Source organism: Massilia rubra, from assembly GCF_011682065.1.
Classification (GTDB): Bacteria; Pseudomonadota; Gammaproteobacteria; order Burkholderiales; family Burkholderiaceae_D; genus Telluria_A; species Telluria_A rubra.
Map to the genome: position 1 here is coordinate 24,584 of NZ_VUYU01000019.1, position 24,414 is coordinate 48,997.

Below are 24,414 nucleotides of genomic sequence, written 5' to 3' on the forward strand. Positions count from 1 at the left end.
GAAAGGAGATAATTTAAGCAACCTTCGGCTACTACCTAAATTGGCGACAACACGCGACATCGTGGTAGTTTGGCGTCTTTTGCACGTGGATCTCGCGAAAATTCGCGGTTTACTGGACTTTGTGGCATGCTAACGCCACGCGCAGCGCCCGAGTGCCCTGCATCACCTTTTCTGCACCCACGCCATGAAGCTCCATTCCAGCACCACCCAACAATACCAGACCGTGACCGGTTACGACGAAACCGGCGTCGAAATCAACGCCCAGCGCTATGACTATAGCCTGCTGCTGATGCCCGAGGTGCCCGCGCGCGCCTGGGACGTGGCCGATTTCGAGGCCCTCACGGCCGCGCATTTCGAAAAAATCGGACAGGACAATCCGGATGTGGTCATCCTCGGCACCGGCGACAAGCAGCGTTTCGTCCATCCCAAGCTGGTCGCCTCCCTGCTGGAGCGGCGCATCGGCTGCGAGTGCATGGATAACAAGGCCGCCTGCCGCACCTACAACATCCTGATGGGCGAGGGGCGCAAAGTGACCCTGGCGTTGATCCTGGGCGAGGCGCGACAACGAACGCACGCTGGCGACGACCGCTAGCTTTAAGACCGTCTTTCCCGCGCAGGCGGGAACCCAAGTTTGCATGCATTTCGACGGTGCGACATACTTGGGTTCCCGCCTGCGCGGGAACGACGGCGCGGGCGGCGCGACAGATAACGATAGAGCGACGCAAGAGTAACGGCGCTACTTGCAATCCGGCACTCCGCCTCCATATAGGGTGCGCCCAAACACGTTTCCCCTCCCCTGTTGCGCTGCGGGGTATAAAATCAGCGCTGACTCACCTTCAGGAGAGAACCTGTGGCTGATAGCCAAACTGCAGCACCCTATACCGACTTCTCCGCCGCCATGACGGGCGACAAGCCGTTCCAGCTGTCCGGCCGCCCTGCCCGCTACACCGTGCTGTACTTTTATCCAAAAGACAATACGCCCGGCTGCACCACCGAAAGCATCGCTTTCCGTGAGCTGCACGAGCAGTTCCAGCAAGCCGGCGCCGAAATCTACGGCATCAGCCGCGATTCGCTGCGCTCGCACGAAGGCTTCAAATCGAAGCTCGGCCTGCCCTTCGAACTCATTTCCGACCCGGAAGAAGCCATGTGCCTCCAGTTCGGTGTGATGAAAATGAAGAATATGTACGGTAAGCAAGTGCGCGGCGTCGAACGCAGCACGTTTGTAATTGACGCTGATGGTAAATTGATGAAAGAATGGAGAGGCGTGAAAGTCCCTGATCACGCCGAGGCCGTGCTGGAATTTGTAAAGAGCCAACCTTGAGAGGGACAGCCAGAATCCAGGGGACCCTGTCGATCAACCCGCAGCAGAACCGATTGCACCAGCCATTTTGAGTCACACCTTCCGTTTTCAGCATCATCCCAATCTGGCGGCCTGCCGGCCCGGCCACTATGCCGGGCCCGACCACCACCCCCTTAGTTCGCACAGCCGGATCGCGCCCGCCGCCACAAGCGCCGCCTGCGCCGACGCCTCCGGGCTATCCTCCTGCACCTTTTTAGATTGAGACCCTGATGCCACTGCCAAAAATCCCCACCAAGCCAGCCACCCTGCTGCTGGCCGAAGACTATCCGAAAGCCGACCGCGGCAATAAGCCTGCGCCGGTAGCGGCCGCCAAGCCGAAACTGAGCGCCGTCGCCGAGATCGCAGCCGAGCCGGTCGCCAAAGCGCCGGCCAAGACCACACGCGCCAAGGCGCCAGCCAAGCAGGCTGCCCTGGTCGCCGCATCGCCGCAGGCCGCCCCGGCGCCGCTGGTCACCTCGCACGCCGTCATGGAGACGCCAATCGCCAAACCTGCGGCGCGCGGCAAGGAAAAGCAGCCGCTCGACCTGGAAGCGCCGCACCCGGCCAAGCACAAGGCGGTCGAACTGCCCGTCAAGTCCTCCACCAGCCGCAATGCCGACCAGACCGGCAAGACCAAGATGTTCGTGCTCGACACCAACGTGCTGATGCACGACCCATCGTCGCTGTTCCGCTTCGAAGAGCACGACGTCTACCTGCCGATGATGACGCTCGAAGAGCTCGACGACCATAAAAAAGGCATGTCGGAAGTGGCGCGCAACGCACGCCAGGTCTCGCGCACGCTCGACGCGCTGGTCGGCAACATCGACGATGGCGCGATCGAGAGCGGCATCCCGCTCGCCAAGCTGGGCAACAAGGACGCCAAAGGGCGCCTGTTCTTCCAGACGCGCCTGCAAAACGGCCCGACCCTGCCTGAAGGCTTGCCGGTCGGCAAAGCCGACAACCAGATCCTGGGCGTGGTGCGCAACCTGGAAGCCGAGCAACCGGGCCGCGCCATCGTGCTGGTGTCGAAAGACATCAACATGCGCATCAAGGCGCGCGCGCTGGGCTTGCCCGCCGAAGACTACTTCAACGACCACGTGCTGGAAGACAGCGACCTGCTGTACTCGGGCATCGTGCAGTTGCCGGACGACTTCTGGAACAAGAACGGCAAGGACATGGAGTCCTGGCAGGAAAACAAGAACGGCGTCTCGTCGACCTTCTACCGGGTCACCGGCCCAACCATGCTGACCCTGCTGGTGAACCAGTTCGTCTACCTGGAACCGAAAAATGGCGAAGCGCCGTTCTACGGCCAGGTCAAGCAGCTCAACGGCAAAACCGCCGTGATCCAGACCCTGCGCGACTTCAGCCACAACAAGAACAACGTATGGGGCGTCACCGCGCGCAACCGCGAGCAGAACTTCGCGCTGAACCTGCTGATGAATCCGGAATGCGACTTCGTCACCCTGCTCGGCCAGGCCGGTACCGGCAAGACCTTGCTGGCGCTGGCGGCCGGCCTGGCGCAAGTGCTCGAGACCAAGCTGTATAACGAAATCATCGTCACCCGCGTCACGGTGCCGGTGGGCGAAGACATCGGCTTCCTGCCCGGTACCGAGGAAGAGAAGATGGGTCCGTGGATGGGCGCTTTCGACGACAACCTCGAAGTGCTCAACAAGTCCGATTCGGATGGCGGCGAGTGGGGTCGCGCGGCAACGCAAGACCTGATCCGCTCGCGCATCAAGATCAAGTCGCTCAACTTCATGCGCGGCCGTACTTTTGTGAACAAGTTCCTGATCATCGACGAAGCGCAGAATTTGACGCCCAAGCAGATCAAGACCCTGGTCACGCGCGCCGGTCCCGGCACCAAGATCCTGTGCCTGGGTAACATCGCACAGATCGACACGCCTTACCTGACCGAAGGCTCAAGCGGCCTGACCTACGTGGTCGACCGCTTCAAGGGCTGGTCGCACAGCGGCCACGTGACCCTGGCGCGCGGCGAGCGTTCGCGCCTGGCCGACCACGCGAGCGAAGTGCTGTAACACGCTTGATCCTGTCTCGCTAATCACTGACTAGTTCAGTCGAAACGGTCTCTCTCCAGTCATCTGGACAGAGGCCGTTTTCTTTTGCCGGATGCTTTGTAAGGGACGCAATGGACACACTGCCGCATGGCCAATGCGCGCCGCTGGTCGGCCGCGCAGCCGAGATGGACGCGCTACGCAATTTCGCCCACCTGCTCAATCTGGAAAACCATCATGAATAAACTGATGCTCGTAAGCGGTACCGCGCTGGTCCTGCTGGCCGCGAAGGCATTGGCCCAGCCTGCCCCGCCCGGCCCGGCCGCCGACAAGATCGCCACCCTGGTGTCGGCGCTGGCGAAGAACCCGCTCTGGATGAACGGCCTGACGCCGCACGTCAAGCTGGGCGGCGACGCCACCCCGCCGGAAGTACTGGACCGGTATTTTCAGATGGCGGGCTTTGACGCGGGAGCGGTCGGGAACTACACGATTGTCGCCATGCGCGCTGTGGTTATCGCGCCGGACGACGAAAGCTCACCCAGGATGACCGCCGTGCTGGTCGAGTCCGATCTCGGCCCGAAGATTGTGCTGATGCGATTCGAGCGCAATGGATGGTGGACGCGCGCCTTTGATGCCAGGTAAACACCGCCCTGGCGTCAGCCGCTTTCCAGCGCCGGCCGGTGACGCTCGCGATAGCGTCCCGGCGACACATTGAACCAGCGCCTGCGCGCGCAGGGCGGCGCCGTACGCTGACCCGGCGCCGTCAGCGCACTTCGCAATCGACGCCCTGCGCGGCGCCCTTGGACGCGCTGTTGGCGCCCGGCGCCTGCGACATCGAAAACGATGGCGGCGGCGAAAACCGGATGGCGGGGCTGGCCGGAACCAACACCGGCGGGGCCGTCAAGCTGGGCGTAAAGCCGAACTGCCCGGCCGAAAAATTGCTGCTGCCCCCCTTGTTGCTCACGATGATGGCGCCGTCGAGCACATTCAGATACAAGCCTGGCGGCTGGGCCGGCAGGCCGCCGGGCGTGGACCCGCTCCTGGGCGGCACGCCCGGCGCGACGTACTGGGCGACGAAGGTGGTGCCGCGAATACCGATGGTGGCGGCCGGCGTCTTGAGCGAAAACTTTTCCTTGTTGCGCTTGCCGAGCAGCCCGGTCAGCGAACGCAAGCCGCCCTGGACCAGGCTGAAGCTGGCGCTGTCGGCGTCGGGCTTGGCGCCGTCATAGGCAAACGCTTCGATCACGAAGGTGGTATCCGGGCGCAGCGTCATTTCGCTGTTGTCGATGAACCTGATCTGGGCGTAGGTGTTCTTTTGCGACATGAGCGTGTCGCCCGACTCCACTTCCGACCTGACGGCCAGCACCTTGACCGCGCCATCGGCCTTCTTGACCATCAACGGCCCGCTCAGGTTGATGACCGTGCCGGCCACTTGCCCCGCCCACGCCGCCGTCCCCATGCAGCTCAGCAGGAAACCCGCAAGCGCCTTAATTGCAATACGTCTTTTTGCGCAGTTCACTTGCATCTCCTTGAGTTGTACCCGTGGCGGCCTTGGCTACCTGTGTTTCCGAGAGCTCCTTGCCGAGCGGCGCCTGGGCCTGCGTGCTGCCCGGCAGCGTGGACTGGCTGGTCGCTGTATTGATCAGATAGACGCTGTCCTGGATCGCTTGCGTCACGGCCTCGCCCGCCGCAAGCCCGGTGGGCGGCGTTACCACCGCGCAGCCCGGCGCGGACGGATTCGCCACGCAGGCATTGACTGTCGGCAGCACCACCGTACACCCCTGCAAGGTGGGACTACCCACGCATTGCGCCAGGGTCGGCAGCACCGCGCCGCAACCGGCGGCCGTTGGCGTAGTGACGCACTGTCCGAGTGACGGCAAGACCGCGACGCAGCCAGGCGCCGAGGGCGCGGCCACGCACTGCGGCAGCGACGGCAGCACCGCAACACAGCCGGCCAGCGTTGGCGTGGCGCTGCACTGCGACACGCTCGGCAGCACGGCCGAGCAGCCCGCCAGCGCCGGATTGGCGCTGCAGCTAGCCAGGCCCGGCAGTACTACGGCGCACCCCGGCAGCGCGGGATTGGCGACGCACTGGTTCAGGGCGGGCAAGACCACGGCGCAGCCGGCAGTGCCGGGCACCGATACGCACTGCGCCAGGGTTGGCAACACCACGCTGCAACCGGCCAGGGCTGGCGCGGCCACGCATTGGTTCAGGCTGGGCAGCACCGCGACGCAACCGGACTGGAACGGTGCGGCAATGCACTGGGACAGGGTCGGCAGCACCGAAGCGCAACCGGGCAAGGTCGGCATGGCGACGCACTGGGCAAGGCTTGGCAAGACCACGGCGCAGCCGGCCTGGCTTGGTGCGGCGACGCATTGGGCAAGGCTTGGCAGCACCACGCTGCAACCGGCCTGGCTTGGCGCGACGGCGCACTGGGCCAGGGTCGGCAGCACCGCGCCGCAACCGGCGAGCGACGGGGTGCTCACGCACTGGGCAAGGCTCGGCAGCACGGCGCCGCAACCGCTGGCGGCCGGATTGGCCACGCACGCGGCCAGGGTCGGCAAGACCGCGCTGCAACCCGCGGTGGCGGGCGCGGCGATACAGGCCGACAAGGTCGGCAACACCGCCGCGCAGCCGGCGGTGGCCGGCGCGCTTGTACACACGACCAGGCTCGGCAACACGACGGCGCAACCGGGCGTCGCCGGGGCCGCGCCGCAGGTCGCAAGGCTTGGCAAGACCGCAGAGCAGCCCGCCGTGGCCGGCGCGGCCAGGCATTGGGCCAGGTTCGGCAGCACCGCGCCGCAACCAGCGGTCGATGGCGCGGCCTCGCACTGGGCCAGGCTCGGCAATACCACGCTGCAACCGGCCGTGGCCGGATTGCTCACGCAAGTGCCCAGGCTCGGCAGCAGGGAAGCGCAATACGAGATCGCCGGATTGCCCAGGCAGCTTTGGAACGCTTGCGCCAGGATGCCCGCGCAGGCGCTTTGCGACGGGGTGGCGATGCACGACTCGACGGTGGGTGTCGCCGGAATCGTGCCCGGACCGGTGCCCGTCACGGTGCCGCTGGCGCTGGTGGCCGTGCCGCTGCCGCTCACCGTCGGCGCGCTCAGGGTGATGTTGCCGGACGTGGCGCTCAGGCTGCCGTTGTTGATGATCGCCCCGCCCTGCAAGCTCATGTTGCCGGCGCCGGAGGCGACGCTGCCGCTCGGCCCCACGGTCAGGGTGCCGCCGTTGCCGGCCGTAAGCGCCAGCGCGCCGCCATTGGACGCCACGCTGCCATCGATGGTCAGCGGGCTGGCGGTGCTCAAGCTGATCGCGCCGCCATTGCTGCGCACGCCCTGCCCGCCGGCCATGACCGTCATGCCGCCCTTGTTGGCCACCGTGATCGGACTGACGTTGGCCACGCCGGTCTGGGTCACGCTGCCCAGGTTCAGGGTGCCGGTATTGCTGATGTCGATGTCGCTGGTGCCGCCATCGGTGGCGTTGTCCGCCGTCAGCGCCGAGGTTTGCGTATAGAACGGCGACGGCGTGGCGCCGGACGAGCCGATCTGCCCGCGCGCGCTCAAGCCAATGGCGCTGGCGCGCGCCGGCGCCGTGCTCGTATTGGCGATGCTCGATCCGGACAGGTACAGCGAACCGGGCGTGATGACGGCGTCGTGCAAGGTCAGATTGCCGGCGCCGGCGATCAGCGCCAGCTTGCTGCCGGCGGTCAGGTTGCCCGACATGTCGAGCAGGCCGGTCACGTCCAGCGCGCCGGTCTGGTTGGCTTGCCCGCCAATGATGAGCTTATCGGCCGTGACCAGTTTCAGTTCGCTCTCGCTCAAGCCCAGCTGCCCTGGGCCATCGACCGCGTTCGCGCCGGCGTGGATGATGGTCGCGCCGTCATGCGGCGCCAGGGTCACGCTGCCGCCAACGGCGCCGGTGGACGTGATCAGCCCGCCCAGGGTCATCGCGTCGGAGTGGATGGCGATATGGTCGGCGCTGAGCATGCCGTTGGCCGTGGTGAGCACCGCCCCATCGGCATAGCCGTGGCGCGCCAGGGTGAGCACGCTGCCGGTGCCGGGCAGCATGATCAGCGGCGCGGTCACGCTGATGGTGCCGCCGCTGCGCAAACTCAGGGCTTGCGTTTCCAGCGGGGTCGCTGCGCCGCCCAGTTGCCCAGTGACGCTGATGACGCCTTCATAACTGTCGCCGCCGATGATCAGATCGCTGGAATGGATCGGGTTCAGGTCGAACGGCGACAGGCGCAGGATCGACTGCGACGGGCCGCCGTTGGCAATTTCGATCGGGCGCCCCGGCGTGAGCGGCGCGATGCTGACCACCGGCCTGGCGCTGCCCGCCGGGCCGATCATTCCGCCCGGCATGCTGACTTGGTCGGACACGATGGCGATGGCGGCGCCGCCTTGCAGGGTCGAATTGCTGTTCAGGGTGAACTGCTTGCCAGCGACAAACGCCATGCTGCCGCTGCCGCTGTTGACGACGGCGCTGCCGCCCGCGCCGATATAGACCGAGTCGCCGCTCATGCTGACCGCCCCGCCGCCGGTGCTGACGGTGCTGTTGACGAACACCCCGCCGCTGCCGCTGGCATAGGGCGACGCATTCGCGTTCAGGGTCAGCGCCCGGCCCGAGGTCGATACCGGCGCGTTGATGGTGATGTGGTTGCCGGCGTCAATCGTCAGGCTGCCTGCGCTGCCGGCCGAGAGCGCGATGGCCCCGTCCACCAGCACGTCGTGCGTCGCTTGCACCTTGATGGCGGTGGCCGGCGCGGCCGAGTTGAGCATGGCCACGTCGAGCAGGGTCACCGCAGTGCTCGGCATGCCATCGGCAAAGGTATCGACCGCGTCGAGCAGCACCGTGCTGCCATTGTTGCCGATCGTGACATCGTAGGGATCGAGCAGCCAGCCGCGCGCCTCCACCCGCATGCCATGCACATCGAGATGGCGGCCCGAGGTTTCCACCTGCCCGCCGCGCGCCGTGATGCGGCCGCTGGCGCGCGTGGCGCCGTCGGACCACAGCACCACCGTGCCGCCGTCGGCGTCGATGGCCGCGTTCTTGCCCATCACGGTCTGGCGCGCATTGCGCACCAGCGCATTTTTTCCCTGCCAGCCGCCGCCCAGCAGCACGCTGCCGCCGGCCGCCTCGATGCGGGCGTCGCCCGTCATGCCGACCCGCTCTCCCTGCACGCTGAGCGAGCCGCCCCTGGCGCTGGTGACGCTGCCCGCCTCGAGCAAGGCGTCGGCGCTGGCCTTGAACACGATCTGGCCATGCTCGCCCACGCGCGCGCTGTCGGCGCTGAGCGCGCCGCGCTGGCGCACCAGGGCGCCATAGATGCCAACCTTGCCGCCCTCGGCCACGATGCGCCCCAGGTTGAGCGCTTCGCTGGCCGGGGCCGACACCACCACATGCAAGTCGGGATTGCGCGAATCGACCAGTTGCACGCTGTGGCCAGCCGCCAGCACCACCTCGCCCTGGGGCGAATGAATGACGCCGCTGTTCTCCACGTTGGGCGCGATCAGGAACACATGGCCGCCGGACGGCGTGCTGATGCTGCCCTCGTTGCGCACCGCCGCGGCGCCCGGCGCCGCGCTGAAGTTGCGCTTGCCGGCCAAAAAGTCGGCGTTCGACAGGTTCAGGCTCGACGCCGTCAAGCCATTGACATCGATGCGCGCATCGCGCCCGAACAGCACGCCGTTCGGGTTAATCAGGAACACCTGCCCGTTCGATTGCAGCGCCCCCAGGATGCGGCTCGGGTCTTGCCCGACGATGCGGTTGAGCACCGCGCTATTGCTGTCCTGCTGGATGAAGCGCGTGATGTCGCCGGCATTGACCGAAAAGCTTTGCCACTGAATGATGGTGTTGGGCGTATTCGTGATCGAAAATACATTGCCCTGCTGGCCGAAGCTGGCCTGCCCGGCCAGCACTTGCGGCGACTGCGGCGCCCCGCGCGCCAGGCCCGTGGCCAGCAGCAGGCAGGCGCACAGCAGGCGCAGGGCCGGGCCGGTGGGGGTGTTGGTCGTGTTGGTCGTGGTCTTCATGGTGTTTTACCTCTAGTAGGCCAGGCCCACACGGACGTGCAGTTTATTGTTGCGGGTGGCGCCGGCGTCGCTGCGCAGCACATGGCCGTAGTCGAGCTGCATGGTCATCGAACTGCCCACCGCCACGCGCCAGCCGAGGCCTGCGCTGGAAACCGTGGCGCGCGCATATTCGCCGGCCAGCGCCTCGTTGCGGCGGCCGTGGGCGGCATCGTAAAACGCCAGCATGCGGCATTGCCAGCGCGCGCCGCACCAGTTGGGCGTGTACAGCTCCAGGTTGGCCAGCACCCCGGAATCGGTCGACAGCGCGCGCTCTTCCAGGCCGCGCACCGAACTGGCGCCACCGGCGCCGAACTGCTCGCCCGGCACCAGCGCGTCGCCGCTCCACTGGCCGTTGAGCAGCACGCGCGCCTGCCAGTCCTTGGCCAGCGCGCGGCTGAAAGCGCCGGCGAAGCGCAGCATGCCGTAGCCGGCTTTGGCGCCGGCGCGCGCGCGTTCGAGGTCGGCCTGGCCGCCACGGCTGCCGCCGGGGAGGTTGCGCGCCACGCCGAGCGACACATTCGCTTCGCCGCCGGCCCACGGCAGGCTGGCCACCCAGGTCACGCTGAGCGGATGGACGGTGACGTCGTTGCCGACCTCCTGGCCGAAGAACAGCACGCTGTTCTTGTAAGCCTTGTAGTCGATCCCGTACACCAGGCGCGCATCGAGCTTGCCGCGCCGCGCCAGGCCCTGGTTGTAGCGCATCCCGGCCATGCTGCCCTTGCCGCTCACCGCCAGGTTGACGATGCCGGCCGTGATGGTGCCGGAATCGACATCCGAGTAGCTGGCGTACAGGTCGACCGAGTCGCCCAGTTCATACAGCGGAATATGGTAGCCGGCCCCGTACACGCTGACCTTGCTCGGTTCTTCGGCGCTGGTGGTGTACTGCAGGCTGCCGACATGGTCGCGCCCCCACAGGTTGGCGTGCTGCACGATGGCGCTGACGTGGGTCTTGCCGGTCTGCGCGTTGCCGCTGTTGTCGACATTGAGCATGGCGGTCCACGGCTTGCCGTCGCTGACGTCGAGCACGGCGTCGACCGTGTCGTCGGCGCTGCCGCTTTGCAAGGTCATCCGGATCTTGCGCGCCGGGTTCTCGTTGGCCATGCGCAGGTTCGACGAGACCCGGTCCAGGTCGGGCGTGCGCCCGGCTTGCAGGGTGGGCAGGCTGCGCCGCACGTTGGCTTCGTCAAACACGCGGTTGCCGCGCACCTCGATCCGTCCGATGGTGGGCTGGGTCACGGTCAGGCGCACCGCGCCGCCCTTGAGTTCCTGTTCCGGCAGCTGGACCGTGACCACCTGGTAGCCGCGCGCGTGGTACAGCGCTTCGAGCGCTTCGAGCGCGCGCTGGACGTCGCCGAAGTCGCGCCCGGCGCCGGTGTAGGGAGCGAGCGCGGCGTCGATTTCGGCCTGGCCGAGCAAGGTATTGCCGGCCACCTCGTAGCGGCTGATGTCAAAACGGATCGTCTCGGACGCCGGATCGGCGGCCCAGGCGGCGCCGACCGCCGCGGCGAGCGCGGCGCCGGCGATGAGGCGCGCAAAAGGAACATTCATGGCGTTGCCCTGACGGCGACGGGGGAAAGTGGCATGGTCTTATCCCAATGATGAGAATGATAAAAGTGGCAACTTTGTTACGCGTATTCAATAAGTGTAATGCCGTCCCCGGCCGGCACGGCCCGAATGTTGAGCGAAACCGGCGCTTTTTTGAAAAGCGTTGCAGGCAGGCGTCAGAGGAATATGAGAATGACAAATACGCGGCTGGCGACACGTTCACTTGGTGTCGAACACGGTCACGCCATCCCAGCCGGCGCCAGGCGGATCGGCGCGGTACAGCGCCAGGCGCTCCAGGTACAGGCGATACAGCCGGCAATCCGGTTCCTCGCCTGCGAGCGCCGCCAGCATGGCGCCGGCCGCCTCCCAGTCGCGCGCGCGCAGCAGCGCCAGCGCCGTGTGCCAGCGCGCCAGCCGCGCCACCGCCGCCGGATCAAGCGCGGCTGCCATGCCGAGCGGCTCGAAGATCGCAACCGGCGCATGCTTGCCCTTGACCCGCACCAGGTCCAGTTCGCGCCAGGCGAAGCCGGGAGCGGCGGCGCACGTGGCCTCCCCGACCACGATGCCGGCCCCGTACACCTTGGTGACGCCTTCCAGGCGCGCGGCCAGGTTGACCGCGTCGCCCATGACGGTGTAGGCGCGGCGGATGCGCGAGCCCATGTCGCCGACATGCATCATGCCGCTGTTGATGCCGATCCCGATGTGCAAGGGCGGCCAGCCGCGCGCCTGGAACTGCGCGTCCAGGCGCGCCGCGCTGGCCTGCATCAGCAAGGCGGTGGCCACGGCGCGCCGGGCATGGTCGGCAAAGGACACCGGCGCGCCCCAGAAGGCCATGACGGCGTCGCCGATGTATTTGTCGAGCGTGCCGCAATGGCTGTCGCGGATGTCTTCCGACATGGCCGTCAGGTACAGGTTGATGTATTCGCGCAGGGTTTTCGGATCGAGTCCTTCCGAAATGGTGGTGAAACCGCGCACGTCGACGAACAGCACGCTCAGTTCGCGACTTTCGCCCTCCATGGTGTACTGCTCGGGATTGTCGGCCATTTCGGCCACCAGTTCGGGCGCGACGTACTCGCGAAAGCGCGACACCAGGGCGTGGCTTTTGCGCACCTCGACAAAGTAGCCGAAGCCCAGGTTGAGCACGAACAGGGCCAGGATCAGCAGCACCAGCACGGCGGCGCCGAGCACCATGCCGGCTTCGTAGTAGAGGTAGAAATTGAGGCCGATGGCCGCCGCCAGCGCCGCCGCCGTCAGCAGCACCGCGCGCAGCGGCGCCAGCAGGGCCGGCGCCAGCGACAGCACCAGGCCGAAGGCCAGCACCAGCCCGCACTCGAACAGATAGGCGGCGGCGGGACGCGACTTGAAGTCGTTGTCGAGGATCGACTTGAGCAGGTTGGCGTGCACTTCCACCCCGGGGAACTCGGGATTGACGGGCGTGGCGCGCAGGTCGTTGATGCCGGGCGCGGTCGAGCCGACCAGCACCAGCGCGCCCTTGAGCTGCGCCGGCGGCGTCGCGCCGGTAAGCACGTCGAGCGCCGAGACGTAGCGAAACGCGCCGCCGGCCGGGCCGCCGCGGCCACGGAACTGCACATAGGTGGTCAGCCCTTCGCCCACCGGAATGCGCAACTGCCCGCGCGGCAAAAAGAGCGAGATCGACGGCACCGCGCCGCTGTCTTTTTCGGCCTGCGACAACTGCTCGACGGTGGTGTCGAAATACGGCGCGATGGCGCGCGCCTTCAGGTACACGGCGGCGGTGGCCAGCGACAGCGAGGGATAATACGCCTCGCCGATGCGCTGCAACAGGATCGACGAGCGGATCACGCCATCGGCGTCGGTGGAGGCGGTAAAGATGCCGGCGCCGGCGGCGGCCTGCTGCAGGCGCGCGATATTGGCTTCGTAGCCGTCCGCCGTGTAGGCCAGCAGTTCGCGCCCGTTCAGGCTCTCGACCGTAAACGCCGGCGCCGGCAGCACGCCCTTGCGCAGCTTGTCCGAGACGTTGTAGCCGAGCACCACGTTCTGCCCGCGCAGCGCGTCGGCCAGCAAGCCGTCGTAATCCATGCCCGCTTTCAGGCGCGCCAGTTGCGCCTTCAGGCCGTCCACCCCGGCCAGTTCGGCGCCGGCCAGGCGTTCGAGCACGGCGTAGCCGGACGAGGTATCGGGTTCCGGAAAGGAGATGTCGAAACCGACCGCGCCGGCGCCGTAATGGCGCGTCAGTTGGGTCACCAGGTTGGCCTGGATATCGCGGCTCCACGGAAAGCGCCCGAGCGCGGCCAGGCTCTTTTCATCGATATCGACAATGACGATGCGCGCGTCGAGCACGGGCGCCTCGATGCGCATGCGCAGGCCGGCCACGAAGCCGTCCATGCGCTCGACCGAATCGCTGTGAAAAAAGCCCAGCGTGGACAGCGCCGCCAGCGCGGTGAGCGCGAGCCCGAGCAGCCAGCGTGGGGCGTATTTACGCAGCCGGCGTGCGCGCTTGCTTATCATTGTGCAGCTTGCATGAGGATTCACCCGTCCGTCGGAAGGCCGCGCCAGGCCGCATGGCACTCCGGATGAGTGTAGCGCCGCTCGCCGGCCCTGTACACCGGTGCGCAAAAAAGCGTGGGCAAAACGGCACGAAAGCGGGGACGCGCGATTGCGACGGCAAAATGTGCAGCCACGCGCAGGCAAAACCGCTATGATCGACCGTAATTGCAACATCGACGGTTCCGGCCATGAGAGTGACGACATGAAATTGCGCTTCTGGGGCGTGCGCGGCTCGATTCCTTCGCCGGGGCCGCGCACCGCGCGCTACGGCGGCAACACCACCTGCATCGAAGTGGGCACCGACGACGGCACCCTGATCATCCTCGACGGCGGCACCGGCATTTTTGCGCTGGCCCAGGACCTGCTCACGCGCTTGCCGGTGACGGCGAATATTTTCATCACCCACAGCCACTGGGACCATATCCACGGCCTGCCTTTTTTCACGCCGCTGTTCCTCCCCACCAGCCGCATACGCCTGCACGGCGCGCGCGACGAGGCGTCCGGCCAGGGCATCGAGCACATCATGGGCGTGCAGCTGCAAAACAGCTATTTTCCGGTCGGCGAAGCGCAGATGGCGGCCACCATCGACTACCATACGCTCGAGGTCGGGGTGGCCGTCGCGGTGGGCGACGCGCTGGTCGAGAACGTGGTCATGAACCACCCGGTGAGCAACCTGGGCTACCGCATCAGCTGCAACGGCAAGTCGCTGTTTTTCACGGGCGACCACGAGCCTTTCTTCAACCCGTATCCGGAACCCGACCCGCGCCACGCGAACTGCCAGCGCGAGATCGATCAGCGCCAGCTGGCCATCGACCGCGCCATGCACGGCGTCGACGCGCTGGTCCATGACTGCTCGTACACGCGCGACGAATACCCGTCCAAGCGCGGCTGGGGGCACGGCACCTTCGACGCGGCCATCGCCAGTGCGGTGCGGGTCGGCGCGCGCACCCTGTACTGCACCCACCACGAACCGACCCGCAGCGACGACGAACTCGAAGCGGTCTTCGCCGACGCCCTCCTGCGCCACGGGCCGCTGCCGGACGGCCTGTCGGTGGTGCTGGCCTACGAAGGCCTGGAAGTGACATTGAACTGAACCAGCCGAAAGCGACGACACCATGAACGATGCGGCAAGCGGCAAGCACGGAGGCGACGACGACACCGGCGCGCGCCTGGATTTTTCCAAAAGGCTGCAGGCGGTCACCAACAAGATTCACGCGACCGCCAATCTCGATGAAATCATGCTCGACCTGGGCATGGATTTTTGCGACCTGTTCGACTGCGACCGCTTCACCCTGTACGCGGTCACGCCCGAAAAAGACCATATCGTTTCCAAGGTCAAGACCGGGCTGACGACGTTTCGCGAACTGCGCCTGTCGATTTCGCCCAGTTCGATCGCCGGCTTCGTGGCCCTGAGCCGCAAGGCCCTGAACATTCGCGACGCCTACGACGAGCAAGAGCTGCAGCGCCTCGCGCCGGGCCTGCACTTCCAGAGCGGAGTGGACCAGCGCACCGGCTACCGCACGCGCGAAATGCTGGTCGCGCCGCTGCTGACGGTGCAGTCGAACGAGCTGCTCGGCGTGATCCAGTTCATCAACAACCGCAAGGGCGGACCGTTCTCGCCGGTGTGCGTGGAAGGCGCGCAAGACCTGTGCGAGACCTTGTCGGTGGCCTTCAGCCAGCGCCTCAAGCCGCCGCAGACGATGCGCACCAAGTACGTCGGGCTGGTGCACGAGGCGGTGCTGTCGGCGCCCGAACTGGAACTGGCCACGCGTTCGGCGCGCAAGAAGAACCTCGATATCGAGGAGGTGCTGTCCAAGGAGTTCCAGGTGCGCGCGGCGGCCATCGGCGACTCGCTGTCGAAGTTCTTCGGCACCCCGTACGAGCCGTACAAGCCGGACCGGATCAAGCCGACCGACCTGCTGCGCAACCTCAAGGCGCAATATGTCGAGGAAAACCAGTGGCTGCCGCTCGAAGAAAGCGCCGAGGGCCTGCTGGTGATGGCGCTCGACCCGGAGCGCATCCATGCCAGCAAGATCGTCAACCAGATCTTCCCCAAGGCCAAAGTGCTGTACCGCGTCACCACGCGCGAGGAATTCCGGCGCACCGCCGAACAATTCTTCGGCGCCGCCGTCGACGCCGTGGGCGGCTCGGTGGGCGAACTGCTCTCCGGGATGGACCAGGACGAGGTCGAGGGCGACGGCACGCTGGACGTCTCGGCCGCTGTCGAAAACGAACTGGTCAAGCTGCTCAACAAGGTCATCATGGATGCCCACCGCCAGGGCGTCTCGGACATCCACATCGAGCCCTTGGCGGGCAAAGGCAAGACCGGGATCCGCTTTCGCAAGGATGGCTCGCTGGTGCCGTACATCGAAATCCCGGCCAGCTACCGCAATGCGCTGGTCGCGCGCGTGAAGATCATGTGCGACCTCGATATTTCGGAGCGGCGCAAACCGCAGGACGGCAAGATCAAGTTCAAGAAATACGGCCCGCTCGACATCGAACTGCGCGTGGCGACCATTCCATCCTCGGGCGGGGTGGAGGACATCGTGATGCGCATCCTGGCGGCGGGCGAGCCGATCCCGCTCGACAAGCTGGGCGTGTTGCCATTTAACCTGGAGCGCCTGCGCGCGGCCATCGAAAAACCGTACGGCCTGTTTTTCGTGTGCGGGCCGACCGGGTCGGGCAAGACCACCACCTTGCACTCGGTGCTCAGCCACCTGAACACCCCGGACACCAAGATCTGGACCGCCGAAGACCCGGTCGAGATCACGCAAAAGGGCTTGCGCCAGGTGCAGGTCAACCGCAAGGCGGGGCTCGATTTTGCGACCGTGATGCGGGCGTTCCTGCGGGCCGACCCGGACGTGATCATGGTCGGCGAAATGCGCGACAAGGAAACCGTCAGCATGGGCATCGAAGCGTCGCTCACCGGCCACCTGGTGCTGGCGACGTTGCACACCAACAGCGCGCCGGAATCGATCGTGCGCCTGCTCGACATGGGCATGGACCCGTTCAACTTCGCCGACGCGCTGCTGGGCATCCTGGCGCAGCGCCTGGCCAAGCGCCTGTGCGCCTCGTGCAAACAGGCCTACCATCCGGATGCGGCCGAGGTGGACTTGCTGCTCACCGAATTTTGCAGCGAACTGCTGGCGACCGACGCCTTCGTCAGCGACCCCGAGGCCGGGCGCGCGCAGGTGCTGGCCGGCTGGCGCAGCCGCTACGCCAATGCCGACGGCCAGTTCACCCTGTACCGGGCCGTCGGCTGCGGCGAGTGCAACAAGGGCTATCGCGGGCGGGTCGGCCTGCACGAACTGATGATCGGCACCGACAAGGTCAAAAAACTCTTGCAGGAGCACAGCCGCGTGGCCGCCCTGCTGGCGGCGGCGCTGGAAGACGGCATGCTGACCCTGAAGATGGATGGCATCGAAAAGGTCCTCTCGGGCATCACCGACATCAAGATGGTGCGCCAGGTGTGCATCAAGTAAGCCGGCCGCGCGCCGTCCTTACTGCATGATGCGCACCACCTTGCCCAGCACCTGGTCGGCGCGCACGAAGCCCCAGAACCGGCTGTCGTAGCTGTTGTCGCGATTGTCGCCCATGACAAAATAGTGGCCGGGCGGAACTTCGCATGCCTGCACCAGGTGTTCGTAGACGCAGCCGTGGTCGCGCACCAGGCGCTCCCCGGCGCCCGGATCGGTCTCGTTGAGCAAGGTGTCGAAGCGCACGCCGTCGAGGCTGTTTTCAAAACGCGGCATCGCTTCGAGGCGGTCGGGCTCGAAATACGCATCGAGCGGGCGTACGCGCGTGGCGCCGCCGTTGACGAATACCTGGCGCTCGCGGTATTGCACCTTGTCGCCCGGCAGGCCCACCACGCGCTTGACGTATTGCTGGGTCGGGTCGAGCGGGAAATCGAAGGCGATGATGTCGCCACGCTTCAGAGGCGCCGAGATTGGACGCGACGCCAAGCTCATGCCATAGGCGCTCACATGGCCATAGCCCCATTTCTGCACCAGCAGGTTGGCGCCCGCCCGGATGGTCGGCGCCATGGACGTCGAGGGTGCGCGAAAGGTTTCATAAAAGCAGGCGCGCAGGCCGACCACGACCAAAAGGTACAGCAGCGCGATGGCCAGCAATCCATACCAGCGCGTGTAGCCCGGCCTGACAGCGCGCGGCGGGGCGCGGCTGGCCACGCGGTAGCCCAAGGTCACGCCGAGCACCACCAGGGTCAACTGGAGCACCACCATGGCGCCGTTGGCCAGCGGCCCCGGAAGCAGGAAGAAGATGGCGCACGCCAGCAGCAAGGCGCCACCGAACAACAAGGCGCCCAGGCGCGGCGCGCCGGCGTACACCAGGCCCAGCGGCATGGTCGCCAGGTTCAGGCCGGTAGCGATCCACTTGTTCGGTTTCCAGTTCATGCGCACCCCATCCAATCAGAAAGCGGCATTCTCTCACGCAACGAGGATTGTCCAACAAGTTGATTGCTGACATGGCACAATTGCCGTTCACTCATTCCCAGGCACGCCATGTATTCTTCCACCTTCATTTTCGGCACCAAGGATCTCGACGACGAGTTTCATCAGCTCGACAAAACCATTGCCGAGGCGGCCAAGTCGCTGCCCGGCTACCTGGGTGAAGAAGCGTGGGAAAACCGCGCCACCGGCTTGTTTTCGAACGTGTATTACTGGGACAGCCTGGAAGCGCTGCAAGCGTTGATGCAACATCCGGCCCATCTGCAAGCCAAGGCGGCGCAGGCCCGCTGGCTGGACGGGTATCACGTGGTCATTTCCGAAGTGATTCGTACTTACGGAAATGCCGAACTGGGGCACAGGATGAACGTGCCCGCGAGCACTGCGCCGGCTGATCTCCACGCGGCGCAGTGACGGCCCCGCTAGACCGGCGGCAGCTTGTCCAACTGCGTTACCGTGGTCCACAGCACACATCCTGACAGCAGCCCGAGTATCACCGGCGGCACGATTCCCCAGGCCAGCCAGTTGCATACGATCAGCAAGGGCAGCACGATCGCAAAGCGTTTACCGTTCGCGCCGATGGTCACCTTGGTTCCGCAGGCTGGACAAGCCCCCTGCTTGACGCGCGGACGGCCGGGACCCGCAAGGAATATCCCGAGGGGGACCTGGCAACGGGGGCATGTGTATTTCATAAGCAATAAAGAGTGAAAGTGAGTGGCGGAATTATCGCCCAGGTCGCGCGTGCATCATACAGCGGGGTGAGCAGGCTCGAACCGTGCGCCCAGCAAGCCCATAAACAAGGGCAAGAAAAATCTGCCCGACGCGCAATGCCGTCCCGGCCGGCGGCATTGCGTGCCTCATCGCGCCCGGGCCAAGGCGGCGGCCGCCGTTTGACAGCAACGCCGCTACGGGGCTACTCTATCGATCCGGCCCGTTCCCCCGCTGCGGCGATCCGACCACCATGCTCCAGGCACCAACTTTTCCGATCCGCACCGAATGTCCGCCTGGCGCCTGCGTGTGCCAGCGCGACGCCCTGCTGGCCGAGCCCGGCGGCGACACGCGCATCCTGCGCCTGACCCGCGAGGAAGAAAAGAAACTGCTCGCCCATATCGACGGCATCGCCAGCTACGCCGAACTGAACAAGCTGAGCGAGCGCCTGCGCAGCCAGCTCGGGGTGGTCTTGCAGATCACGCCCAGTCACAACGAGGTAAAAAGCGCACGCGGCCTGAGCATTGTGCTGGAAGACCGGCCGGGCCTGTGCCGCAAGACCCGTCAGGCGGTCCCGAGCGCGATCCGGCGCTCGCTCGAGCGCCACCCGGACATCATCTACGCCATCCTCGACGCCCACGACTTGCTCGGCCCTAACTGACGCGCGCGGGCGATTCCGGTTCCGTCCGCACGCCTGAGCGAGGTCAAGCGCGGTGCTGCGGAATGTCCACATCATGGGGTTTTCCAGCGCCATGACGGGGGCCGCATGCAAGCACACAGCAAGTACGACGCGCTGGTTCTGGACGCGCTCATCTCCGCCGCCGAGCTCGAACAGGCGCGGCACGCGGCGCATGCGGCCCTGCTCGACATCGAAGACGTGCTGGTGAGGGACTTGCACCTGCCCCTGGCGGCCATCGGCAACGCGCTGGCGCGCCATTTCGGGGTGCGCTACGAAGCGTTTGCCCCGGGGCGTATCAAACCCGTTTCCCTGCTCAAGAACCTCAAGGCCCAATACGTCGACGACAACCAGTGGCTGCCGCTCGACGAAGACAAGGACGGCCTGCTGGTGCTCGCGCTCGACCCGGAACGGGTGCGCGCCAGCCGCATCGTCAACCAGGTCTTCCCCAGGTCGAGCATCGTCTGGTGCGTCACCACGCGCGCCGAATTCCGGCGCACGGTCGACCAGTTCTTCGGCACCACCGCGCGCAGCGACGGCAGCTCGCTGCGCGAAGTCTTGTCCGGCATGACGCACGACGCGAACGACAGCGAAGACACCCGGCCGGTCTCGCAGGCGGTGGAAAATGAACTGGTCAAGCTGGTCAACAAGGTGATCATGGATGCCTGGCGCCAGGGCGCGTCCGACATCCACATCGAGCCGCTGCCCGGCAAGGGGCGCACCGCGATCCGCTTTCGCAAGGATGGCGCGCTGGCGCCCTACATCGACATCCCGGCCGGCTACCGCAACGCCCTCGCCGCGCGCGTGAAGATCATGTGCGACCTCGATACCTCCGAGCGGCGCAGGCCGCAGGATGGCAAGATCAGCTTTGGCAAGTACGGCCCGCTCGACATCGAACTGCGCGTGGCCACCATTCCGTCGGCCGGCGGGGTGGAAGACATCGTCATGCGCATCCTGCCGGCCGGCGACGCCATGGCGCTCGACCAGTTGGGCGTGCTGCCGCATAACCTGGCGCGCCTGCTGGCGGCGATCGGCAAGCCGCACGGCCTGTTCTTCGTGTGCGGGCCGACCGGTTCGGGCAAGACCACCACCCTGCATTCCCTGCTGGCGCACCTGAACACGCCCGACACCAAGATCTGGACCGCCGAAGACCCGGTCGAGATCACGCAAAAGGGCTTGCGCCAGGTGCAGGTCAACCGCAAGGCGGGGCTCGACTTCGCGACCGTGATGCGGGCCTTTTTGCGGGCCGACCCGGACGTGATCATGGTCGGCGAAATGCGCGACCGCGAAACGGTCGGCATCGGCATCGAGGCGTCGCTGACCGGGCACCTGGTGCTGGCCACCCTGCACACGAACAGCGCGCCGGAATCGATCGTGCGCCTGCTCGACATGGGCATGGACCCGTTCAACTTCGCCGACGCGCTGCTCGGCGTGCTGGCGCAGCGCCTGGCCAGGCGCCTGTGCGGCGCGTGCAAAGAAGCCTACCAACCCGGCGCGGCCGAAATGGCGCAGCTGGCCGGCGAGTACTGCGCCGAAGTTGCGCACGCCGGCGCGGCGCCCGACGCGGTGCTGGCCGCCTGGCGCGCGCGCCATGCCGATGGCGAGGGGCGCTTCACCTTGTACCGCGCGCGCGGCTGCGCCGGGTGCAATGGCGGCTACCGGGGCCGGATCGGCCTGCACGAACTGATGATCGGCTCGGACCACATCAAGCGTCTGTTGCAGGAGCGCAGCCGGGTCGCGCTGCTGCTCGCCGCCGCCCTCGATGAAGGCATGCTGACCCTGAAAATGGATGGCATCGAGAAGGTCTTGCTGGGCCTGACCGACCTGCGCACGGTGCGCCAGGTGTGCATCCGTTAGCGCCGGACGAAAAAAAGACCGCCGGTCGGAACGGGCGGTCTTGCTTGCCGGGGCGCGTGCCCCTTACATGATGTGGGTACCGATCCACCATGCCACCGCCGCCATGAAGGCCGACGCCGGAATCGTGAAAATCCAGGCCCACACGATATTGCCGGCCACGCCCCAGCGCACCGCCGACATCTTCTGCGACGCCCCCACGCCGACGATGGCGCCGGTGATGGTGTGCGTGGTCGATACCGGAATACCGAAAAAACTCGACATGATCAAGGTGATCGCGCCGCCGGTTTCGGCGCAAAAGCCGCCCACCGGTTTGAGCTTGGTGATCTTCTGGCCCATGGTCTTGACGATGCGCCAGCCGCCGAACAAGGTGCCGAAGCTGATCGCCGCGTAGCACGAAATGATCACCCAGCTTGGCGGGGTGGTGTCGGCCGGGTTGCAGTAACCGCTGGCGATGAGCAGCATCCAGATGATGCCCATGGTTTTTTGCGCGTCGTTGCCGCCGTGGCCCAGGCTGTACGCGGCCGCCGAGAACAACTGCGCGCGGCGGAACCAGGTATCGACCTTGCGCGGGGTCGACTTGACGAACACCCAGGCCACGATCAGCATGATGATCGAGCCCAGCGCAAAGCCGAGCAAGGGCGCGACCACGATGAAGATGACGGTCTTGAGCAAGCCGCTGCCGATCAGGGCGCCGGTGCCGGACTTGGCCACCGCCGCGCCCACCAGGCCGCCGATCAGCGCGTGCGAGGACGACGATGGAATGCCGTAGTACCAGGTAATCAGGTTCCAGATGATGGCCCCGACCAGGGCCCCGAAGATGATGTACTGGTCCACCACCTTGGGATCGATGGTGCCCTTGCTCAGGGTGGCGGCGACGTGCACGCCCACCACGCCGATGGCGATGAAGTTGAACACGGCGGCCATGGCGACCGCGGTCTGCGGCTTGAGCACGCCCGTCGAGACGACCGTGGCAATCGCGTTGGCCGCGTCGTGGAAGCCGTTCATGAAGTCGAACAGCAGCGCCAGGGCGATCAACATGCCGAGCACGTAAATGCTGATTTGGATATGTTCCATGCTGGCGCCGCTTACGCGTTTTCGACGATGATGCCTTCGATGATGTTGGCAACATCCTCGCAGCGGTCGGTCACGGTTTCGAGGATCTCGTAGATCGCCTTGAGCTTGATCAGGTTACGCACGTCCGGTTCATCGCGGAACAGTTTCGACATGGCGGCGCGCATCACATGGTCGGCGTCGGACTCGAGGCGGTCGATCTCTTCGCAGATGGCGACGATCTTTTGCGAGTTGTCCATGTTGTGCAGCAGGCCGACGGCTTGTTCGACTTTCTGGCAGCAGGCCAGGCACAGTTCGGCCAGGCGCTTCGCTTCCGGGGTCACCGCCTTGAGGTCGTACAGCGACACCGTCTGCGCCGCGTCTTCCATCAGGTCGAGGATATCGTCCATGCGCGTGATCAGCTTATGGATGTCGTCGCGGTCGATCGGGGTGATGAAAGTCTTGTGCAGCATGTCGACCGTGGCGTAGGTGATCTTGTCGGCTTGCTTTTCGATGCTTTCGATCGCGTGGACGCGGTTTTCGAGGTCGTCGAAGTTGGTCATCAGGCCAACCATTTCATGCGCGCCCTTCACGCATAGTGCAGCGTGCTGGTTGAAGAGCTCAAAAAACTTGCCCTCGGTGGGCATCAGGCGTCCAAACATGGTTTCTCCGTTAAAGCGCGTTAAAGCGTGATTGATACTGCGTGATACTGCTGAAGGACGCCGCTCGTGGCGGCGCCGTTATGGGTTAGTCGCCCTGGTAGACCGCCAGGTTACCGCTGTAGTTACCGAACTTGGTGTACTGGCCGATCCAGGTCAGGCGGATCGAGCCGATCGGACCGTTACGCTGCTTGCCGATGATGATCTCCGCGGTGCCCTTGTCGGGCGAGTCCGGGTTGTAGACCTCATCGCGATACAGGAAGATGATGACGTCGGCATCCTGCTCGATAGCGCCCGATTCGCGCAAGTCGGACATGATGGGGCGTTTGTTGGGGCGTTGTTCCAGCGAGCGGTTCAGCTGGGACAGGGCGATCACGGGACAGTGCAGTTCCTTGGCCAGCCCTTTCAGGCTACGCGAAATCTCCGAAATCTCGGAGGCGCGGTTGTCGCCCGGCTGGCTGCCTGTCATGAGCTGGATGTAGTCGATGATGATCAGGCCAAGCTTGCCGCACTGGCGCGACAGGCGGCGCGAGCGTGCGCGCAGCTCGATCGGGTTCAATGCCGGGGTCTCGTCGATGTACAACTGGGCGTCGTTCATCTTTTGAATCGCGTGCGTCAGGCGCGGCCAGTCTTCGTCGTTCAGGCGGCCGGTGCGCAGGCGGTGCTGGTCGAGCTGGCCGACCGAGCCAAGCATACGCATGGCCAGCTGGGTGCCGCCCATCTCCATCGAGAAGATCGCGACTGGCAGGCCCGCTTCGATGGCGACGTTCTCGCCGATGTTGACCGAGAACGCGGTCTTGCCCATCGACGGACGGCCGGCCACGATCACCAGGTCGCCCGGCTGCAGGCCGGAGGTCATGCGGTCGAGGTCAATGAAGCCGGTCGGCACGCCGGTGATTTCGCTCTGGTTGTCGCGGCTGTAGAGTTCATCGATGCGCTCGACCACCTGGGTGAGCAGCGGCTGCACCGCGATCCAGCCCTGCGAGCCGCGCGCGCCCTGTTCGGCGATGGCGAAAATCTTGGACTCGGCTTCGTCGAGCATCTGCTTGACTTCCTTGCCCTGCGGGTTGAACGCATTGCCCGAGATTTCGTCGGCCACGGTGATCAGTTTGCGCAGCACGCCGCGGTCGCGCACGATTTCGGCGTAGCGCCGGATGTTGGCCGCCGACGGCGTGTTCTGCGCCATCGCGTTCAGGTACTGCAGGCCGCCCACATCTTCGGCCTTGGCGATGTTGCTGAGCGCCTCGAACACGGTGATCACGTCGGCCGGTTTCGACTGGTTGATGAGTTTAACGATCTGCTCGAAGATGATGCGGTGATCGTAGCGATAGAAGTCGTCCGCATGCATCATGTCGGCAATGCGGTCGAACGCGGCGTTATCGCGCAGCAAACCACCGATCACAGATTGTTCTGCTTCGATGGAATGGGGCGGGATGCGGAGTGCGTCGAGCTGCGGATCGGATGGTGCGTTCATGGCGCGAATTATACCTGCTTCGGGTCAACTG

Annotated in this window: 18 protein-coding genes; 9 read left to right on the forward strand and 9 right to left on the reverse strand. The window is 65.7% G+C overall.

Annotation, left to right across the window (positions count from 1 at the left end):
• Positions 1 to 184 precede the first annotated feature (184 nt).
• From F0185_RS23885 to F0185_RS23900, 4 genes are all read left to right on the forward strand, one after another.
• Positions 185 to 592 carry an Mth938-like domain-containing protein gene (locus F0185_RS23885; RefSeq protein WP_167228679.1) on the forward strand — a complete coding sequence of 136 codons (408 nt, stop codon included), beginning with the start codon at positions 185 to 187 and terminating at the stop codon, positions 590 to 592.
• 258 nt (positions 593 to 850) lie between these two features.
• A complete protein-coding gene (locus F0185_RS23890) occupies positions 851 to 1,321 on the forward strand; it encodes a peroxiredoxin (RefSeq protein ID WP_167228681.1) in 471 nt (156 codons plus the stop codon).
• Between the two features lie 248 nt (positions 1,322 to 1,569).
• On the forward strand, positions 1,570 to 3,375 hold the full coding sequence (locus tag F0185_RS23895) for a PhoH family protein (RefSeq protein WP_167228683.1): 1,806 nt from the start codon (positions 1,570 to 1,572) through the stop codon (positions 3,373 to 3,375).
• A 213-nt stretch (positions 3,376 to 3,588) separates the two neighbouring features.
• Positions 3,589 to 3,993: a hypothetical protein gene (locus tag F0185_RS23900; protein ID WP_167228685.1), complete on the forward strand. Its 405-nt coding sequence runs from the start codon at positions 3,589 to 3,591 to the stop codon at positions 3,991 to 3,993.
• A 121-nt stretch (positions 3,994 to 4,114) separates the two neighbouring features.
• Here the strand turns inward: F0185_RS23900 and F0185_RS23905 are convergent, their stop codons facing one another.
• The 4 genes from F0185_RS23905 to F0185_RS23920 all read right to left on the reverse strand — a co-directional run bounded on the left by F0185_RS23905 (position 4,115) and on the right by F0185_RS23920 (position 13,457).
• Positions 4,115 to 4,810 carry a FecR family protein gene (locus F0185_RS23905; protein WP_167228686.1) on the reverse strand — a complete coding sequence of 232 codons (696 nt, stop codon included), beginning with the start codon at positions 4,808 to 4,810 and terminating at the stop codon, positions 4,115 to 4,117.
• Positions 4,811 to 4,838: 28 nt separating this feature from the next.
• Positions 4,839 to 9,386 carry a two-partner secretion domain-containing protein gene (locus F0185_RS23910; RefSeq protein ID WP_167228688.1) on the reverse strand — a complete coding sequence of 1,516 codons (4,548 nt, stop codon included), beginning with the start codon at positions 9,384 to 9,386 and terminating at the stop codon, positions 4,839 to 4,841.
• A gap of 12 nt (positions 9,387 to 9,398) precedes the next feature.
• The gene (locus F0185_RS23915; RefSeq protein ID WP_167228690.1) at positions 9,399 to 10,973 is read right to left on the reverse strand and encodes a ShlB/FhaC/HecB family hemolysin secretion/activation protein; all 1,575 of its coding nucleotides are present in this window, start codon (positions 10,971 to 10,973) and stop codon (positions 9,399 to 9,401) included.
• Positions 10,974 to 11,189: 216 nt separating this feature from the next.
• A complete protein-coding gene (locus tag F0185_RS23920) occupies positions 11,190 to 13,457 on the reverse strand; it encodes a CHASE2 domain-containing protein (protein ID WP_167228692.1) in 2,268 nt (755 codons plus the stop codon).
• 241 nt (positions 13,458 to 13,698) lie between these two features.
• Between F0185_RS23920 and F0185_RS23925 the strand changes: the two genes are divergently transcribed.
• On the forward strand, positions 13,699 to 14,589 hold the full coding sequence (locus F0185_RS23925; protein ID WP_167228800.1) for an MBL fold metallo-hydrolase: 891 nt from the start codon (positions 13,699 to 13,701) through the stop codon (positions 14,587 to 14,589).
• A gap of 22 nt (positions 14,590 to 14,611) precedes the next feature.
• On the forward strand, positions 14,612 to 16,978 hold the full coding sequence (locus tag F0185_RS23930; protein ID WP_167228694.1) for a GspE/PulE family protein: 2,367 nt from the start codon (positions 14,612 to 14,614) through the stop codon (positions 16,976 to 16,978).
• Between the two features lie 18 nt (positions 16,979 to 16,996).
• On the opposite strand, the gene lepB is transcribed toward F0185_RS23930, so the two are convergent.
• Positions 16,997 to 17,908, reverse strand: coding sequence for a signal peptidase I (lepB, locus tag F0185_RS23935; RefSeq protein ID WP_167228696.1), 912 nt, complete (start codon positions 17,906 to 17,908; stop codon positions 16,997 to 16,999).
• Between the two features lie 108 nt (positions 17,909 to 18,016).
• On the opposite strand from lepB, the gene F0185_RS23940 reads away from it, so the two are divergent.
• On the forward strand, positions 18,017 to 18,373 hold the full coding sequence (locus F0185_RS23940; RefSeq protein WP_167228698.1) for an antibiotic biosynthesis monooxygenase family protein: 357 nt from the start codon (positions 18,017 to 18,019) through the stop codon (positions 18,371 to 18,373).
• Positions 18,374 to 18,381: 8 nt separating this feature from the next.
• On the opposite strand, the gene F0185_RS23945 is transcribed toward F0185_RS23940, so the two are convergent.
• A complete protein-coding gene (locus tag F0185_RS23945) occupies positions 18,382 to 18,546 on the reverse strand; it encodes a hypothetical protein (RefSeq protein ID WP_167228700.1) in 165 nt (54 codons plus the stop codon).
• Positions 18,547 to 18,920: 374 nt separating this feature from the next.
• Here F0185_RS23945 and F0185_RS23950 point away from each other — a divergent pair, with 374 nt between their 5' ends.
• Both F0185_RS23950 and F0185_RS23955 read left to right on the forward strand, forming a co-directional pair.
• Positions 18,921 to 19,328, forward strand: coding sequence for a hypothetical protein (locus tag F0185_RS23950; protein ID WP_167228702.1), 408 nt, complete (start codon positions 18,921 to 18,923; stop codon positions 19,326 to 19,328).
• A gap of 105 nt (positions 19,329 to 19,433) precedes the next feature.
• Positions 19,434 to 21,200: a GspE/PulE family protein gene (locus F0185_RS23955; protein ID WP_167228704.1), complete on the forward strand. Its 1,767-nt coding sequence runs from the start codon at positions 19,434 to 19,436 to the stop codon at positions 21,198 to 21,200.
• Positions 21,201 to 21,263: 63 nt separating this feature from the next.
• On the opposite strand, the gene F0185_RS23960 is transcribed toward F0185_RS23955, so the two are convergent.
• From F0185_RS23960 to F0185_RS23970, 3 genes are all read right to left on the reverse strand, one after another.
• Positions 21,264 to 22,274 carry an inorganic phosphate transporter gene (locus F0185_RS23960; RefSeq protein ID WP_167228706.1) on the reverse strand — a complete coding sequence of 337 codons (1,011 nt, stop codon included), beginning with the start codon at positions 22,272 to 22,274 and terminating at the stop codon, positions 21,264 to 21,266.
• 11 nt (positions 22,275 to 22,285) lie between these two features.
• Positions 22,286 to 22,912, reverse strand: a complete 627-nt coding sequence (locus F0185_RS23965) for a DUF47 domain-containing protein (RefSeq protein ID WP_054263945.1) — start codon at positions 22,910 to 22,912, stop codon at positions 22,286 to 22,288.
• 85 nt (positions 22,913 to 22,997) lie between these two features.
• On the reverse strand, positions 22,998 to 24,383 hold the full coding sequence (locus tag F0185_RS23970; RefSeq protein WP_166891655.1) for a replicative DNA helicase: 1,386 nt from the start codon (positions 24,381 to 24,383) through the stop codon (positions 22,998 to 23,000).
• Between the last annotated feature and the right edge of the window lie 31 nt (positions 24,384 to 24,414).

Coding starts and splice junctions, on each gene's coding strand:
- F0185_RS23885 (WP_167228679.1), top strand. CDS start 185: ATGAAGCTCCATTCCAGCACCACCCAACAATACCAGACCGTGACCGGT.
- F0185_RS23895 (WP_167228683.1), top strand. CDS start 1,570: ATGCCACTGCCAAAAATCCCCACCAAGCCAGCCACCCTGCTGCTGGCC.
- F0185_RS23900 (WP_167228685.1), top strand. CDS start 3,589: ATGAATAAACTGATGCTCGTAAGCGGTACCGCGCTGGTCCTGCTGGCC.
- F0185_RS23905 (WP_167228686.1), bottom strand. CDS start 4,810: ATGGGGACGGCGGCGTGGGCGGGGCAAGTGGCCGGCACGGTCATCAAC.
- F0185_RS23910 (WP_167228688.1), bottom strand. CDS start 9,386: ATGAAGACCACGACCAACACGACCAACACCCCCACCGGCCCGGCCCTG.
- F0185_RS23915 (WP_167228690.1), bottom strand. CDS start 10,973: ATGAATGTTCCTTTTGCGCGCCTCATCGCCGGCGCCGCGCTCGCCGCG.
- F0185_RS23920 (WP_167228692.1), bottom strand. CDS start 13,457: ATGATAAGCAAGCGCGCACGCCGGCTGCGTAAATACGCCCCACGCTGG.
- F0185_RS23925 (WP_167228800.1), top strand. CDS start 13,699: ATGAAATTGCGCTTCTGGGGCGTGCGCGGCTCGATTCCTTCGCCGGGG.
- F0185_RS23930 (WP_167228694.1), top strand. CDS start 14,612: ATGAACGATGCGGCAAGCGGCAAGCACGGAGGCGACGACGACACCGGC.
- lepB (WP_167228696.1), bottom strand. CDS start 17,908: ATGAACTGGAAACCGAACAAGTGGATCGCTACCGGCCTGAACCTGGCG.
- F0185_RS23940 (WP_167228698.1), top strand. CDS start 18,017: ATGTATTCTTCCACCTTCATTTTCGGCACCAAGGATCTCGACGACGAG.
- F0185_RS23950 (WP_167228702.1), top strand. CDS start 18,921: ATGCTCCAGGCACCAACTTTTCCGATCCGCACCGAATGTCCGCCTGGC.
- F0185_RS23955 (WP_167228704.1), top strand. CDS start 19,434: ATGCAAGCACACAGCAAGTACGACGCGCTGGTTCTGGACGCGCTCATC.
- F0185_RS23960 (WP_167228706.1), bottom strand. CDS start 22,274: ATGGAACATATCCAAATCAGCATTTACGTGCTCGGCATGTTGATCGCC.
- F0185_RS23965 (WP_054263945.1), bottom strand. CDS start 22,912: ATGTTTGGACGCCTGATGCCCACCGAGGGCAAGTTTTTTGAGCTCTTC.
- F0185_RS23970 (WP_166891655.1), bottom strand. CDS start 24,383: ATGAACGCACCATCCGATCCGCAGCTCGACGCACTCCGCATCCCGCCC.